General features: G+C 70.5%; 13 protein-coding genes. 10 read left to right on the top strand and 3 right to left on the bottom strand.

Annotated elements, in window-relative coordinates; genetic code table 11:
• Positions 1–214 precede the first annotated feature (214 nt).
• Complete coding sequence (locus AAFN69_RS07765) at positions 215–1,219, top strand: ParB N-terminal domain-containing protein (protein WP_347727578.1); 1,005 nt, start codon at positions 215–217, stop codon at positions 1,217–1,219.
• Here AAFN69_RS07765 and AAFN69_RS07760 read toward each other — a convergent pair.
• A complete protein-coding gene (locus AAFN69_RS07760; protein WP_347727698.1) occupies positions 1,127–2,470 on the bottom strand; it encodes an MFS transporter in 1,344 nt (447 codons plus the stop codon). The two genes, AAFN69_RS07765 and AAFN69_RS07760, sit on opposite strands and share 93 nt — an antisense overlap.
• A gap of 8 nt (positions 2,471–2,478) precedes the next feature.
• Positions 2,479–3,633: a sulfatase gene (locus tag AAFN69_RS07755; protein ID WP_347727577.1), complete on the bottom strand. Its 1,155-nt coding sequence runs from the start codon at positions 3,631–3,633 to the stop codon at positions 2,479–2,481.
• A 173-nt stretch (positions 3,634–3,806) separates the two neighbouring features.
• On the opposite strand from AAFN69_RS07755, the gene AAFN69_RS07750 reads away from it, so the two are divergent.
• The 7 genes from AAFN69_RS07750 to AAFN69_RS07720 are packed head-to-tail and all read left to right on the top strand — an operon-like array spanning position 3,807 to position 11,790.
• The gene (locus AAFN69_RS07750; protein ID WP_347727576.1) at positions 3,807–5,471 is read left to right on the top strand and encodes a radical SAM protein; all 1,665 of its coding nucleotides are present in this window, start codon (positions 3,807–3,809) and stop codon (positions 5,469–5,471) included.
• Between the two features lie 3 nt (positions 5,472–5,474).
• Positions 5,475–6,494, top strand: coding sequence for a sulfotransferase (locus AAFN69_RS07745; RefSeq protein ID WP_347727575.1), 1,020 nt, complete (start codon positions 5,475–5,477; stop codon positions 6,492–6,494).
• Entirely contained in the window at positions 6,491–7,234 is a 744-nt protein-coding gene (locus AAFN69_RS07740) for a methyltransferase domain-containing protein (RefSeq protein WP_347727574.1), read from the top strand. The genes AAFN69_RS07745 and AAFN69_RS07740 overlap by 4 nt, the downstream gene beginning before the upstream one ends.
• Position 7,235: 1 nt before the next feature.
• Complete coding sequence (locus tag AAFN69_RS07735) at positions 7,236–7,688, top strand: rubrerythrin family protein (RefSeq protein ID WP_347727573.1); 453 nt, start codon at positions 7,236–7,238, stop codon at positions 7,686–7,688.
• Positions 7,685–9,616 carry a methyltransferase domain-containing protein gene (locus AAFN69_RS07730; protein WP_347727572.1) on the top strand — a complete coding sequence of 644 codons (1,932 nt, stop codon included), beginning with the start codon at positions 7,685–7,687 and terminating at the stop codon, positions 9,614–9,616. Before AAFN69_RS07735 ends, AAFN69_RS07730 begins: the two co-directional genes overlap by 4 nt.
• Positions 9,609–10,862, top strand: a complete 1,254-nt coding sequence (locus AAFN69_RS07725) for a sulfotransferase (protein WP_347727571.1) — start codon at positions 9,609–9,611, stop codon at positions 10,860–10,862. Before AAFN69_RS07730 ends, AAFN69_RS07725 begins: the two co-directional genes overlap by 8 nt.
• On the top strand, positions 10,843–11,790 hold the full coding sequence (locus tag AAFN69_RS07720) for an arginine deiminase family protein (RefSeq protein ID WP_347727570.1): 948 nt from the start codon (positions 10,843–10,845) through the stop codon (positions 11,788–11,790). Before AAFN69_RS07725 ends, AAFN69_RS07720 begins: the two co-directional genes overlap by 20 nt.
• 7 nt (positions 11,791–11,797) lie before the next feature.
• Here the strand turns inward: AAFN69_RS07720 and AAFN69_RS07715 are convergent, their stop codons facing one another.
• Positions 11,798–12,220 (bottom strand): DUF6027 family protein, encoded by a 423-nt coding sequence (locus AAFN69_RS07715; protein WP_347727569.1) that lies wholly within the window; start codon positions 12,218–12,220, stop codon positions 11,798–11,800.
• Between the two features lie 74 nt (positions 12,221–12,294).
• Between AAFN69_RS07715 and AAFN69_RS07710 the strand changes: the two genes are divergently transcribed.
• Together AAFN69_RS07710 and AAFN69_RS07705 are read left to right on the top strand one after the other, a co-directional pair.
• Positions 12,295–12,426, top strand: coding sequence for a hypothetical protein (locus AAFN69_RS07710; RefSeq protein ID WP_347727568.1), 132 nt, complete (start codon positions 12,295–12,297; stop codon positions 12,424–12,426).
• A 510-nt stretch (positions 12,427–12,936) separates the two neighbouring features.
• Positions 12,937–14,844: a KedN5 family methylcobalamin-dependent radical SAM C-methyltransferase gene (locus AAFN69_RS07705; protein ID WP_347727567.1), complete on the top strand. Its 1,908-nt coding sequence runs from the start codon at positions 12,937–12,939 to the stop codon at positions 14,842–14,844.
• The last annotated feature ends 66 nt before the right edge of the window (positions 14,845–14,910 follow it).

The following is a 14,910-nucleotide window of genomic DNA, read 5'->3' as shown; positions in this document are numbered from 1 at the left end:
GAGCCGGCGAAGTGCTTATCCTCGGCGCACCCGGCGCACCGGCCGCAATGGCAATTATGAGAGCTTGCTCATGGAAATATCGTTCCGCCGGTCTGTTCGGCGCCATAACCTGGCCAGTACCTTGTAGCCGCTTCCCGAGATCTGATCGGTCACGCGCCGCCGAGCGTGACCACGTCGTGCCCGGAAATGGGTGGGCCCATCTGGAGGAGTTCGGATGAGCGGGACATCGCTGGATACTCGATCATGGGACACGCGGCCGACCCATCTGCCGGTCGGCCAAGTGACCGAAACGCGTTTCGTGCGGGTCGCCGGCCCCAGTCCCGACCACGTCGGCGCGCTCGCGCAGTGCCCGGACGACCTCCCGCCGATCCTGGTGCACCGGCCGACCATGCAGGTGATCGATGGCGTGCACCGCCTGCGCGCGGCCAAGTTGCGCGGGGACGCCACCATCGCCGTGCGGTTCGCCGACGGCACCGAGGAGGACGCGTTCCTCCTGGCCGTGAGCGCCAATGTGAACCAGGGGCTGCCGCTGACGCTGGCCGACCGCACCGCCGCCGCCGCCCGGATCCTCGCGTCGCATCCGCACCTGTCGGACCGTCTGATCGCGTCGACGGCCGGCCTGTCGACCAAGACGGTGGCCGCGATCCGGCGGTGTGCAACCGGGGAAACGACTCAGTTGAACACCCGCCTCGGCCGCGACGGGAAAGTGCGGCCGCTCGACGCCTCCCACGGACGCATGATTGCGAGTCGGGCGATTTCCAACAATCCAGATCTTTCACTGCGGGAGATCGCCCGAATCGCCGGAATATCGGTCGGCACCGCCCGGGATGTCCGGGAAAGAATTCGCCGCGGCGAGGATCCTATTCCGCGGCGGCATCGCCTTTCCGCCGGAATCCGCACGGAAAGCAGCGCACCGGAAAACAACCCGGCGGGCAGCGGAACCGGTGGTGGCGACGGCACCGCGGGCACGCCCCGCGCCGAACGGGACCGGTTCCTGCTCTCGCTGCGCACCGATCCGTCGCTGCGGTTCTCCGAGGTCGGCCGCGCGCTCCTGCGGCTGCTCGACGCCAACACCCTCGACGCCGCGCAGTGGGACCACCTCGCCGCCGCGGTCCCCCAGCGCTGGTCACCGGTGGTCGCCGACCTCGCCATGGGCTGCGCCGCCGACTGGTCGGCGCTCGCCTGCCGGGTCCGCGGCAGGGTCCGCGCCAGCGCGTGAGTCCGGCGCGCACGCCACGGCGATCCCCGCCGCCAGCTGGACCACCGCGAACATCGCGACCACCGGGAGCAGCGCCGACGAGCCGCCGGTGATCGCGACCGCGATCAGCGGCAGGAAGCTGGAGATCGTGACGCCCACCTGGTAGGTCACGGCGATGGCGGAGAACCGCACCATGGTCGGGAACAGGTCCACCAGGAACGCCGCCAGGCTCCCGTAGATCGCGCCGTGCGCGATGGCCAGCGCGGGGACGAAGACCAGGGCGACCAGTGCCGGATCACCCGAGGACAGCCAGGCGCCCGCCGGGATCATCGCCACCACCGCGACCGCGTAGCCGAAGATCATGACCGGCCGGCGGCCGAACCGGTCGGAGAGCGCGCCGAACACCGGCAGTGTCACGCACTCCGCCAGGGCCGCGATCATCAGCCCGGTCAGCACGGCCGACCGCACCTCCGGCCCGGCCTTCGCCGCATGCGCCACCAGGAACACGGTGAACATCGCGATCACCGACCCGGTGCCGAGCGAGGCGAGAATGCCGATCACCACGCGGCGCGGCCACTGCCGCAGCACCATGATCACCGGCACCCGGGCGGCGCGGTTCTCCGCCCGGCCGCGCAGGAACTCCGGTGTCTCCTCGACCCCCAGCCGGACCCAGACACCGATGCCGACCAGGACGCTCGACGCCAGGAACGGCAGCCGCCACCCCCAGGTCAGGAAGTCCTCCTCGGGCAGCTTGGAGATCAGCACGAAGGTCAGATTGCTGCCGAACAGCGCCACCGCGAAGCCCATCGCGGGCCAGCTGCTGAGGAAGCCCCGGCGTCCGGGCGGACCGTGTTCGGTGCTGAGCAGCACCGCGCTTCCCCATTCGCCGCCGATGCCGATGCCCTGCGCGACACGCAAGGTCACCAACAGGACCGGCGCGAGGACACCGGCCGTCTCATAGGTGGGCAGCAGCCCGATGCCGAAGGTGGCGATGCCCATGACGAGCAGCGTCCACACCATCATCGCCTTGCGGCCCACCCGGTCGCCGAAGTGGCCGAAGAGCAGGCCGCCCAGCGGGCGCGCGACGAACCCGGCCGCGTAGGTGGCGAACGACGCGAGCACACCGCCGGCGGCCGACGACCCCGGGAAGAACAGCGGGCCGAACACCAGCGCCGACGCCGTCGCGTACAGATAGAAGTCGTACCACTCGATGGCGGTGCCGATCGTGCTCGCGACCAGGACCCGGCGGACCGAACGGGGCGCCGGGGTCACCGCTGATTTCACGCGTCCTCATCGGAGACGAGAACCCGCCCGCCGAGCTCATGGGGATCGGCGGCGAGGTCATAGGCCCACACCTGCCGTCCGTCCGCCTCCCAGATCACCTTCCGCCCGTCCGCCCGCACCGCGTGCAGCGCCTTCAGGTCCGGGTACTCGTCCGAGGCGGCGGCCCGCTCCTGCGGGAAGTAGGTCTCCGAGTACGCCTCGCGGGACGCCCCGGTGCCGCCCGCGAAGAACTCCGTCAGCGAGGCACCGTCCGACGACCGCGGGTCCAGCCCGAGATGGCCGAGCACCGTCGGCATGATGTCGACCAGCCGCACCTGGCTGTCCACGCTCATCCCCGCCGGCACCCCGGGTCCGCTGATGATCAGCGGCACATGCTGGGTCGCGTCGAAGAGCAGGCAGCCGTGGCCCTCCTCGTACGGGTGGCCGAGGTCGCCGGCGTGGTCGTTGGGGTACCACCCGGCCAGGTCCTCGCCGTGATCGGAGAAGCACACCACCAGCATCGAATCGATGTCGTGGCCCATCTCGGCGATGCGGCGCAGCAGGAGCTGGACGTAGTGGTCGGTGTAGGCGATCTCGCCCTCGTACGGGTTCGCCACCTCGACGCCGACGTCCTCCGGCGGCTCGTACGGCCAGTGCGCGTCGAAGAAGTGCGCGAAGAGGAAGAACGGCCGGGAGCCGTCCAGGGACGCGAGCCAGTCGGTGGCGCGCTCGACCACCAGCGGAGCGCGCTTGAGCGCCAGCCCGCGCAGCTTCACGTCGCCGACCGACAGCGGGTCACGGCCGTCCGGCAGCAGAGGTATCTCGTCGTCGTAGAAGTCGAAACCCCGGTCGATTCCGTACCACTTGTTCAGGCCGGGGCAGGAGACCACCGCGCCGCTCGTGTAGCCGGCCTCCGCGAGGCACTCCGCCAGCGTCGGCACCTCCTTGTCCAGCGATTCGCGGAACAGGTGTCTGACCCCGTGGCGGGGCGGCTGGAGCCCGGTGAACACCGTGGCGTGGCTGACCGGAGTGAGGGGACACGACGAGATCGCCTGCATGAAGCTGACCCCGCTCGCACGCAGCCGCTCCACGCCCGGGTACTTCCCCGAATAGGCGACGTCGGCGCGCACGGTGTCCAGGGAGATGAACAGGATGTTCGGCTGTGTGGTCACCGGGATTCCTCTGTATTCCTCTGTCGACGCCAGCGGCACCGCAGGCTAGCAACGGGCTCCCGGCGTGCGACAACGGCGAGCCGTGCACCATGAACACCAGTGCCGAACGGCATATCCCGCCCCTACAGTTACCTGGCGAAGCGTCCACGACCGTGACGCGAGGGAGAATTCACATGGCACGAAAGCTGTCCCTGGCCCTGGAGTTGTATGCCGACGCGAACGGCGGCGTCGACCATCGCTACATCGAGCAAATGCGCAACCAGGACACCGAACCGGTGCCGACCGATCCCACGCTGCCGAGGTTCACCCTCATCGTCGGGCCCTCGCCCTTCACCATGCCGCGGGGCTGGGAGTTCTTCCTCACCTCACCCTACGAAGGCGCGACGTACATCTCGACCGTGCTGCACAACGCCGGCTACCCGGTGCGCATCATCGACGTCCGCTACACCCCGAACCCGCTGCAGGCGGCGTACGAGCAGATCATCGAAGGCACCGATGTGCTCGGCATCTGTACGTTCGAGGACAACTTCCCCTTCTGCCGGACGCTGATGGCGATGGTCCGCGAGACGCACCCGGACATCCCGATCATCTGCGGCGGCTCGCTGGTCACGTCCGTTCCGTCGATCTTCATGTCGGCCACCGACTGCGACATCGCGGTGATCAGCGAGGGCGAGATCACCATCCTGGAGCTGATGGAGAGTTACTCCCGAGGCTCGTGGAAGCTGGACCTCCCCACCATCAAGGGGATCTGCTACCGGGACGAGAAGGGAAACACCCGCCGCACACCGCCGCGCGGCCAGATGATGGATCTCGACGCGCTGCCCAGGATGCGGCTCGACCTGTGGCCTCAGTCGCGGTCGCCGCTCGGTATGCAGCCGCAGGTGATCTCGTCCTACAGCCGCGGCTGCAAGATGGACTGCTCGTTCTGCTACCGCACCACCCCGCAGGTGCGGGCGAAGTCGCCGGAGAAGATGGACCGCGACCTCGACTGGCTCAAAACCCAGTACGGCGTGGATTTCTGTTTCTTCGTCGACCTCACCTTCAGCTCGCACCGCGGCCAGACCCTCGAGATGTGCGATGTGATCTCCCAGCACGATCTGCGGTGGACCTGTCTGACCCGGTGCGCCGACATGGACGTACCGCGCATCAACGCGATGCGGGACGCGGGCGCGGACATCATCCTGTACGGCGTCGAGTCGCTGGGCCGCGAGGTGCTGCGCGAGGCCCGCAAGGGCAGCAGCGAGAACCTCACCGTCCGCGCGATGCGCACCACGTTCGACGGCGGTGTGCGGTTCGGCTCGCTGCTCATCGTCGGTCTGCCGAACGAGACCGAGGAGTCCCTCTCGGACATGGTGCAGTTCGCCGAGCAGTACAACCATGTGACCCGGGTGAAGTATCTGTCGGCCATGCCCGGCACGACGGTGTACCAGGACGCGGTGCGGAACAAGATGATTCGCACCGAGATCGACCACCTGAACTGGCTGTCGGTCGAACAGGCCCTGCACGAGGACGAGTTCCTGAATGTGAGCGGGCTGCCCGAGCAGGTCTGCCGGGACGCGTACAAGCGGGTGTACGACGCCTATCAGCCCGGCCCGGTGATGGACTTCAAGCACTGGCCGGAGCACTTCCAGTACTTCCACCCGCAGCCGGCCGACGGCACCGAGCGGTCGACGTCGTACGCCGGGACCCGCTGGCGCGCGGAGTGGAGTTCCGCCGCCGCGCCGCTGGTTCCCGGTTCCGAACGGTACACACTGGACAAGGTGGCCGACCCGGAAGTGGCCGCCGTCGGGAGCACTCTGATGGACTGCGGCGCGAAGAAGCTCTCGGTCGGGGTCTGACCGGTGTCCACTCAGGACGGCCCGATCCTGATCATCGGGACCGAGCGATCCGGGTCGAACCTGCTGCGGCTGGTGCTCGACGCGCACTCGCGGATCGCGGTCCCGCACCCCCCGCACTTCATGCGGTATCTCTCCGGCATCCCCTACGACGGTGATGTCGAGGCGATGGTGGGCGACGCGATGTGGCTGCTGCGCAACCACATCCATCCGTGGCCGCACGAGATCGACCGGGCCGCGGTGACCGGGGCGGCCGGACCGTCGCTGTTCGGAGTGGTGTCGGCGATCTACGACCAGTACCGCGTCGCCGAGGGCGCCGCCCGCTGGGGGTGCAAGAGCACCTTCATGGTCGAGCACGTCGACGAGGTGGTCGCCGAACACCCCGGCGCGCGGTTCCTGTGGCTGGTGCGCGATCCCCGCGATGTGGCCGCGTCGGCGAAGCGGGCCGTGTTCGGCCACTGCCACCCGTACCGCATGGCGCTGCGGTGGAGGGCCGAACAGGAGCTCGCCCGCGCGGCCCTGGAGCGGTGGGGGCCGGGAGTGGTGCACCTGGTGCGGTACGAGGACCTGGTGTCCGCGCCCGACCGGGAGATCCGGGCGATCTGCGACTTCATCGGTGAGACGGTCGAGCCCGCGATGCTGGCGCACCACCTCACCGGCAACGCCCGGGTGACCGCGTCGCTGTCGGCGTCCTGGCGCACGGCGGGCGACCCGATCACCACGGCGCGGATCGGCGCCCACCGGCGGGGGCTCTCCGACCGGGAGCGCCGGCAGGTGGAGAGCGTGACCGCGCGGGTGATGGAGACGCTTCGCTACCCGTTCGACGGGGCCTCGCCGGCCGAACCGGCTCCCGGTCCGATCGGCGTCGCACTGCGCGGATGCGCGGTGCGGCTGGCGGTGGAGGCCCGATCGCTGTGCACCGACCGCAATCACTTCCGGCGCTGGCGGCGGGACATCACCGTCCGCCGGCTGCGCCGCCGCGCGAGGCCGGGCCGCGCCCGGGTCCCGGCAGGAGAGAGCAGATGAACGAAACGGGAAGCGTCCGAACACACTTCGCCGACCGCGCGAACACCTACGACCGGTCCAGTTCATGGTGCACCGACGACGCGCTCGGCGAGCTGATGCTCACCGCGGCCGCGCCCCGGCCCGGCGACTCGGTCCTGGACGTGGCGTGCGGCACCGGGCTGGTGTCACGGCTGTTCGCCGGGCGGGTGCGGCGGCTGACCGGCGTGGACATCACGCCGGAGATGGCCGAGCAGGCGCGCGGCATGCTCGACGAACTGGTGATCGCCCCGGCGGAGAAGCTGCCCTTCGACGACGGCACCTTCGACATCGTGGTGTGCCGTCAGGGGATCCAGTTCATGGCACTGCCGGACGCGGTGCGCGAGATGGTGCGCGTGACCCGTCCGGGCGGACGGGTCGTCCTGACCCATCTGTGCGCCTACGGGGACGACGACTCCGACGAGTACTTCGAGATCCTGCGGCTGCGCAACCCGGCCCGGCGGCACTTCTTCCGGCCCGGCGATGTCGAGGACCTGCTCACCGGCGCGGGATGCGACCCGGTGCGGTCGCGGCGGTATGTGTCGGTGGAGGACGTGGACGTGTGGTCGGACAACGGCGCGATCGGCGAGGACGCGCGGGAGGCCATCCGGGACCGCTACCGGAGCGCGTCACCCGCGTTCCGCGCACGGCACGCGGTGGCCGAGGCGGACGGCCGGATCACCGACCACATGCTGTTCACCGTCGCCTCGGGAACGAGGGTCTGACATGGAACCGGACCACTCCCTCGCCGACGGCGTGCGGGCCGCGTTCCTCGCCGAGGCGGCCACCGCGGCGCGGTACACCTACTTCGCGCAGGTCGCCGAGATCGAGGGGCACACCGAGGCGGCCCGGGTCTTCGGCGAACTCGCCGAGAGCGTGGCCTGCGCCGCCCACGGGCACCTGGATGTCCTGCGGGACCTGCTGGGCGGCGACGATCCGGGCACCGGCCGCGCGCTCGGCGACACCCGCCGCAACCTCGCCTCGGCGATCAGCGGCGACCTCGGGGAGGCCGGCGAACGCTACCCCGGCCTGGCGGCGCGGGCGCACACGGAGGGCGTGGCCGATCTGGCGAGCTGGCTGGAGACGCTGTGCACGCTGAAGAAGACGCACGTGGACCGGCTGGAGCAGGCCCTCACCGGGCTGACCGAGCCGCGGTTCGCCGGAAACGGAGCGCCATGACCACCGACTACACCGCCGAGGCGATCACCCTTCACTCCGGGCTGGAGGCGGTGCGCCGCAACCCGTCGATGTATGTCGGGTCGACCGGCTCGGACGGCGCCCACCATCTGGTGCTCGAACTGATCGACAACGCCGTGGACGAGGCCGCCGCCGGGCACTGCGGCGTGATCTCGGTGGAGCTGCACGACGACGGCTCCTGCTCGGTCACCGACGACGGCCGGGGCATCCCCACCGGCCCGCACCCGGAGGCCGGGATCCCGGCGTGCGAGCTGGTGCTCACCACGCTGCACTCGGGGGGCAAGTTCGACCACTCCTCGTACGCGACCTCGGCCGGGCTGCACGGTGTCGGCCTGGCCTGCGTGAACGCGCTGTCGGAGTGGTTGCGGCTGGATGTGTGGCGCGACGGCGCGCAGCACAGCGAGTCGTTCGCCAAGGGCTCGGTCGAGACTCCGCTCAAGCGGGTCGGCGACAGCGGCCGGCGCGGCACCCGGGTGTGGTTCCGCCCGGACCGGGAGATCTTCTCCTCGTGCGTGCTCGACGCGGACGTGGTGCACGCCCGGCTGCTCGACATCGCGTATCTGCACCCCGGGCTGCGGGTCGAGCTCACCGACCACCGCACCGGGCGGCACGAGTCGCTCCGCGAGACGACCGGGGTGCGGGGCCTGCTCGCGCACCGGGCCCGCGACGCCGAGAAGGTGCATGCCGAGCCGGCCACCGTCACCTGGGCCGGGGACGGGTGTGTGATCGACGCCGCCGTCCAGTGGACCGAGGGGTACGCGGAGCAGATCTTCAGCTACGTCAACACCATCCGCACCGACCTGGGCGGGTCGCATGTGGACGCCCTGCGCGGCGCGCTGGCCGGGGTGGTGGCCGAACACCTCGGCGCGTCCGCGGAGAAGATGACCGCGGTCGACATCCTGGAGGGGCTGACCGCGGTGATCGCGATCCGGATCCCGGACGCGCGGTTCGACGGCCAGACCAAGCGCACGCTGCGCAACGACGACGCGGGCGCCCGTGTGTTCGACGTCGTCACCGAGCAGGCGCGGCGGGCGCTGGCGGCCGATCCGGAGCTGGCCCGCCGCATCGCCGAACGGGCCGTCGACGCGAGCCGGGCACGGCTCGCCGCGCGGCTGGCCGGGCGGACGGCCCGTAACCGGACCCGGGCCGTCGAGGTCGACTACGCCGTCTACCAGCGGCAGTTCGGGATCCGCTCGAAGGACTGGCACGACTCGTGCGCCTGGCTCACCGACGAGGATCTGCTCGGCAAGCACGCGGAGCTGTGCGCGGTGGCGCCGGACGCGCGGATGCTGGACGTGTGCTGCGGCAGCGGTGTCGTCGGCGGCGCGTTCCGGGGCCGGGTCGGCGAGATGGTCGGGCTGGACCTCACTCCGGAGATGGCCGCGCTCGCCGGCACCCGGCTGGATGTCGTGCACCAGGGCACCGTCTACGACCTGCCGTTCCCGGACGCCAGTTTCGATCTCGTGGTCACCCGGGAGGTGCTGCATCTGCTGCCCCAGCCGGAGCGGCCGGTGTCGGAGATCTTCCGTGTGCTGCGGCCGGGCGGGCAGTTCATCGTCGGGCAGATCGTGCCGTACGCGGATGTGGACGCGTTCTGGATGTTCCGGGTGTTCAAGAAGAAGCAGCCGCTGCTGTACCAGATGTTCCGCGAGGAGGACTTCCGGGCGCTGCTCACCGGCGGCGGGTTCACCGATGTGCGGATGGAGGAGTACTTCCTCTGGGAGTCGATCGACCGGTGGATCGACACCCACGAGACGACACCGGCGGCCCGGCAGGAGATCTACCGCCTGTACTACGACGCGCCGCGCGAGGTGCGCGAGGTGCATCCGTTCGAGGTGCTGGCGGACGGCTCGGTGCGCGACCGGTGGCGCTGGTGTGTGTACTCGGTGCGGAAGCCCGACCATGCCTAGCCGCACCGTGGATCGCCCGGTCGCCGGGGTCGTGCGCGGGCTGGAGGTGCTGCGGCCGCTGCGGGGCACGCCGGTGCCGCACTTCCGCTCGAAGGTGCGCGATCTCGTCGTCGTCGCGTCGAGTTCGCGGGGCGGGTCGAGCATGCTCGCCGAGCTGCTGCGTTCCTCGCCGCACCTGCTGCATCTGCGCGGGGAGCTGAATCCGCTGCTGCGGCTGGTCGGCCTCGACCACCCGCACAGCGGCACCGGATCCGACCTGCTGGACGCGGCGCACTGGCACGGGCTCCGGCCGGGGGCCCGGGCGCTGTTCGAGGCGGAACTGGCACTGGACGCGGGCTCTCCCGGCGGCGGCGTGGAGAATCTGGCGGTGGACGCGGCGTGGCGGCTGGTCGTGCAGTGGCCGGAGCTGGGCCTCGACCCCGTCGACCTGGTGCGGACCGCCGAGGCGGTACTGGACCGTGATCTCCCCCGGTTCGCGCGGGCGCTGATCGGCATGACCGGCGTGAACCCGTGGTACTACGACCTTCCCGGACGGTCACCGGGGCCGCGGCCGGCCGGGCCGCCCGGTGAGGTGCTGCTCGAAGAGCCGCCCTTCGTCCTCCCCCGCCCGTGGCGGCCGGCGGACGAACACGATCTCGCCACCAAGCCACTGGTGATCAAGACACCGGGCAACGCCTACCGGCTCGGCTTCCTGCGGGCGGTGTTCCCCAACGCGCGCCTGCGGGTACTGCACCTGACCAGGAACCCGGCCGCGTCGGTCAACGGCCTGGTCGACGGGTGGCTGCACCACGGGTTCCACGCGAACCGGCTGGACGAGCCGCTGCGCATCGCCGGCTACGCCGATGTGCGGCCGGCCGACCGGTACTGGTGGAAGTTCGATCTGCCACCCCGCTGGCATGCGTACACCGCCGCCGCCCTGCCCCGGGTCTGCGCCCACCAGTGGTTGTCGAGTCACCGGGCGGTGCTCGCGCACGGGGCGGATCACACCGTGCGCTTCGAGGACCTGATCAGCGGTCCGCCCGCCCGCGCGGACGCCGTCGAGCGGATCGCGGACTGGCTGGGGATCCCGTTCGACGGGCCGCTGAGGCGGGCCGCGACCGTCGGCATCGCCGCCACGGTGGCGACCGCCGCACCACGCCCCGGCCGGTGGCGGGCGCGCGAGGAAGAGATCCGGTCCGCGCTGAGCGCGGATGTGCTCGCGATGGCGGAGAGGCTCGGCTATGCCCGTGACGACGACTGGATCTGAGCCGAGCACCCACGGCGGCCCGGGGTGGGTCCCCCGGGTGGCGTCCCATGTGGACGAGGTCGCGGCCGGGAGGGTGTGGGCGCCGTGCGGGTACCGGTCGGAGACGGCCGCGCTGCGGTCGGTGCTGCTGGTCCGCCCGCCGGACAGCATCGCCGCGGTGCGGCGGCCGGGGGCCTCGCTCATGCTCGGGACGGTGGATCTCCCGGCGATGCGGGCGCAGTACGACGCACTGGCGGACCGCCTGCGGGAGTACGGGGTCGAGGTACACCTGACGTCCCCCGCGGCGACGCCGAACGTGATTTTCGCGCGGGATCTGTTCTGGATGACCCCGGCCGGGGCGGTGCTGGCGCGGATGGCGTCGGCGCAGCGGGCCGGCGAGGAACGGCATGCCGCGCTCGCGCTGGCCGGGGCCGGGTTCCCGATCCTGCGCACGGTCTCCGGCACCGCCGTGTTCGAGGGCGCCGACGCGCTGTGGATCGACCCGTCGACGGTGATCGTCGGTACCGGCTTCCGCACGAACGCGGCGGGCGCGGCGGAGGTCGCCGCCGCGGTCGCCGGACTGGGGGCACGGGTGGTCACGGTGCCGCTGGCGCCGGGCGTACAGCACCTGCTGGGGACGGTGATGTTCCTCGACTCGTCCACCGCGGTCATCCACCGGGCGGCGAGCCCGCCGGAGCTGCCGGCGCTGCTCGCCGCGTACGGCTACCGGGTGATCGCGCTGCCGCCGGACGAGGAACTGCTGGTGGGGCGCGGGATGAACCTGCTGGTGCTCGCGCCGGGGCGGGTGCTGATGCCCGCCGGCTGCCCGGGTATCCGGCGGAGGCTGGAGCGGGCGGGTGTCGCCGTCGACGAGATCCACATCGGCGAGTATCTGCGGGCGGCGGGCGGCATCGGCTGTGTGACCGGGGTGGTGCGCCGTGAGCGGTGAGAGCAGGTCACTCGGCCGAATGCTGAGCCGGGTACACCGTGGGGTCGTCCAGCGGCACCTTCAGCCAGGAGATCATCTGCCGGAGCTGGTGGTACGCCGCGAGCCGCTGCTCGTCGGAATCGGCCTCCTCCGCGGCCGCGATCGGCTCCCACAGGCGCGGCACCATCACCGGGCCGAGTTCGAGCAGGCCGCCGCTGCCGCCGGTGGCCCACTTCGCCAGCACATACCGGACGATCGCACCGACCGGGATGTCCAGGTTCCGGGACATCCCGCGCACGGTCTCCAGCGGGTCGAGGAGTCCGTAGTCGACCACCTCGGACTTGAAGTTGGCATGGGGGTCGTCCGGGGGCCAGCACCGTTCCCACGTGCGGAGCCGAACCGCCGGCGTACCGGTCGCGTCGTAGGCCAGGTCATCCATGTCGCCATCCATACCGCCACTCTAGGGCGGCACCGAGCTTGTCCGACCGGGCAGGGATGAACACCGAAGTCAGGAAAGGAGAACCAGTGAACGAGAACCTTCGTGAGGAGCGAGTCGCACTCATTCCGACCGACTCGGGCGCCGCGACCAGCGGCACCGCCACGGCCGACGACGAGGCGATCCGTCAGCAGCTGCGCAGCCTCGGCTACCGCATCTGACCGAACCACCCCGGCCCTCCCGTACGGGCGGGCCGGGGTGTCCCCGCGAAGGCGGCGGAGCGGACCCGTCACTCACCCGGAGTGCGGCGGCCGGGAGGCGGCACCGCCGACCCGTTCGGGGACGAGAGCGGAGTGTTCCGAGTGGACACGGCGACGGGGCGGCATGCCCGGCCCGCGTCCGGTTTCACCTCGCCGCGCCATGGACGAGTCGGCCGGGTGAGCCACCGGACGGATACCCGGACTTCACGGTGGCGGCGGTGGACCGCTTCCTCAACCGCGTCGCACTCCGCGTCCGCCCGCCGCCGAAGGACGCACCGGCGGTGAGCGCGCCGCGCCGATTTCCGCGGCCGAGCGTCGGAGCCAGTTGGACAACGACATTTCACACGGTGTACGGCGTGAATCGCCCGCGAGAATCTGGCGGCCTGGCGGCATAGGGGCAGAACAGTGAGTCGGTCCACACTTCCTTTTCCACGACAGCGTTCACGGGAGAAGCGCGGGAGCGCGCTGATCGTGCAACAGGGCGCCTGGGACATGCCCAAGGAATCGATGCCGCTCGCCGCCGGCTATCTGACGGCCGCGGTACGGGCCGATCCCGTGGTGGGGCCCGAATTCGACGTGGGAATTCAGAATTTCCGCGGCGGGGAATCGCTCGGATCGATGGCGCGCACCATCTTCTCCGGGGTGGTGCCGGACGTGCTGGCGTTCTCGGTCTTCGGCTGGAACTTCAACCAGTTCGGCGCGCTCGCCGAGACCTACAAGTCGGTGCGCCCGGACGGCTGGGTCGTCTTCGGCGGAACGCACGTCGCGCACCAGGCGGAACGCGTCTTCCGGCGCTTTCCCCAGGTCGATGTCGTCGCCAACGGCGAGGGTGAGTTCACCTTCCGCGATCTGCTGCTCGCCGTCCTGGAGGAGAAGTCGCCGCACGACCTCGCGCAGGTGCCGGGAGTCTCCTACCGCGACGAGGAGGGCACGGTCCACACCACCGCCGAGGCACCGCGCATCGACGACCTGGACAGCATTCCCTCGCCTTTTCTCACCGGGGCCATCCCGCTGCTCGACCACCGGGGCCGGTTCCCCTATGACGTCGCGCTGATGGAGACCAATCGCGGCTGTCCGTACAAGTGCTCGTTCTGTTACTGGGGCGGCGCGGTCGGCCAGCGCATGCGCGATTTCTCCCGCGAGCGGCTGCGCGCGGAGCTCGACCTCTTCGGTTATCACCGGATTCCGACGGTGGTGTTGTGCGACTCGAACTTCGGCATGCGGCAGCCGGACGCGGAGTTCGTCGAGGATCTTGTCCGGACGCGCGAGAAATACGGGTTCCCGCAGTCGCTGGAGACGTCGTGGGCGAAGAACAAGTCCAAGACGTTCCACAACATCATCCGCCGGATGAAGGCCGAGGGGTTCCAGAGTTCGTTCACCGTGGCGCTCCAGACACTGGACGACACGGCGCTGCGTGACATGGGCAGAAGCAATATGCGGCTGAACGAGTGGAAGGATCTGGCGGCCTGGCTCGCGGCGGAGGGGCTCGACGCCTATGCCGAGCTGATCTGGGGCGCGCCGGGTGAGACGGTCGACTCCTTCCTCACGGGCTACGACCGGCTGTCCGAGCATGTGTCCCGTATCGCCGTCTATCCCCTGTTGCTGCTGCCCAACACGAGCTACACGGAGAACCGCGAGGAGCACGGCTTCGTCACCGTGCGCGGCGACAACGACGACTTCGAGTACGTTCTCGCCAACCGCACCGTCACGGTCGCGGAGAACACGATGATGCAGCGGTTCATGTTCTGGGCCCGGATGATGAGCGAGAACATGTACTTCCGGCACATCTGGGTGCCGCTGCGGGAGCTCGCCGGGCTGACCCAGAGCGCCGTCCTGCTGATCCTGTCCGACTGGTTCCAGGACTCCGCCGATCCCGCCGTCGCCGAGTTACTCGGTCACGGGAGAGAGTTCACCGACTCCGGCCTGATCGTCGAGTCGCTGCACAAGCTCTACGCCGACCCCCGGTTCGCGCCGATCTTCCAGCGCTGGTGGGACGAGGCGATCCTCCCGAAGTCACCCGAGCGGCACAGACCGCTGCTGAACGAGATCTTCCGCTACGACAACGCGACCCGCCCGATCTACTCGGGAGCGGACGCCGGGCATGCCGAGGTGCGCACCATCGACGGCCTGCCGCACTACGTCCGGGGCGGTCTGCGGTTCCAGTACGCGATGCCGCACGTGCTCGACGCCCTCCGCGCGAGCCGGCCGTTCGACGACGAACCCTCACCGGTCGAACTGACCCTCGCGTATCGCGTCGGGTTCGACGACTACCTCGACAACCACGAACTCGCGACCTACTACGCCGGTCGCTGCCTGGAGATGAGGGAGCTGACGGCACAGCGGACGAACACCGCGCACGGGAGCGCGCCCATCCGCTGATCGCGCCGTCCCGCATGCGGGTTCGCCCGGATCCGCCCGCGCGCCGGTGTTGGTCATGACGTCCTC

Origin of the sequence: Streptomyces sp. CAU 1734 (genome assembly GCF_039888735.1) — a bacterium.
Classification (GTDB): Bacteria; Actinomycetota; Actinomycetes; order Streptomycetales; family Streptomycetaceae; genus Streptomyces.
This window is presented reverse-complemented; position numbering and strand designations above follow the sequence as displayed.

Excerpts from the sequence above, each read along its gene's own strand:
- AAFN69_RS07715 (WP_347727569.1), bottom strand. The coding sequence starts at position 12,220 with ATGGATGGCGACATGGATGACCTGGCCTACGACGCGACCGGTACGCCG.
- AAFN69_RS07735 (WP_347727573.1), top strand. The coding sequence starts at position 7,236 with ATGGAACCGGACCACTCCCTCGCCGACGGCGTGCGGGCCGCGTTCCTC.
- AAFN69_RS07750 (WP_347727576.1), top strand. The coding sequence starts at position 3,807 with ATGGCACGAAAGCTGTCCCTGGCCCTGGAGTTGTATGCCGACGCGAAC.
- AAFN69_RS07740 (WP_347727574.1), top strand. The coding sequence starts at position 6,491 with ATGAACGAAACGGGAAGCGTCCGAACACACTTCGCCGACCGCGCGAAC.
- AAFN69_RS07730 (WP_347727572.1), top strand. The coding sequence starts at position 7,685 with ATGACCACCGACTACACCGCCGAGGCGATCACCCTTCACTCCGGGCTG.
- AAFN69_RS07725 (WP_347727571.1), top strand. The coding sequence starts at position 9,609 with ATGCCTAGCCGCACCGTGGATCGCCCGGTCGCCGGGGTCGTGCGCGGG.
- AAFN69_RS07765 (WP_347727578.1), top strand. The coding sequence starts at position 215 with ATGAGCGGGACATCGCTGGATACTCGATCATGGGACACGCGGCCGACC.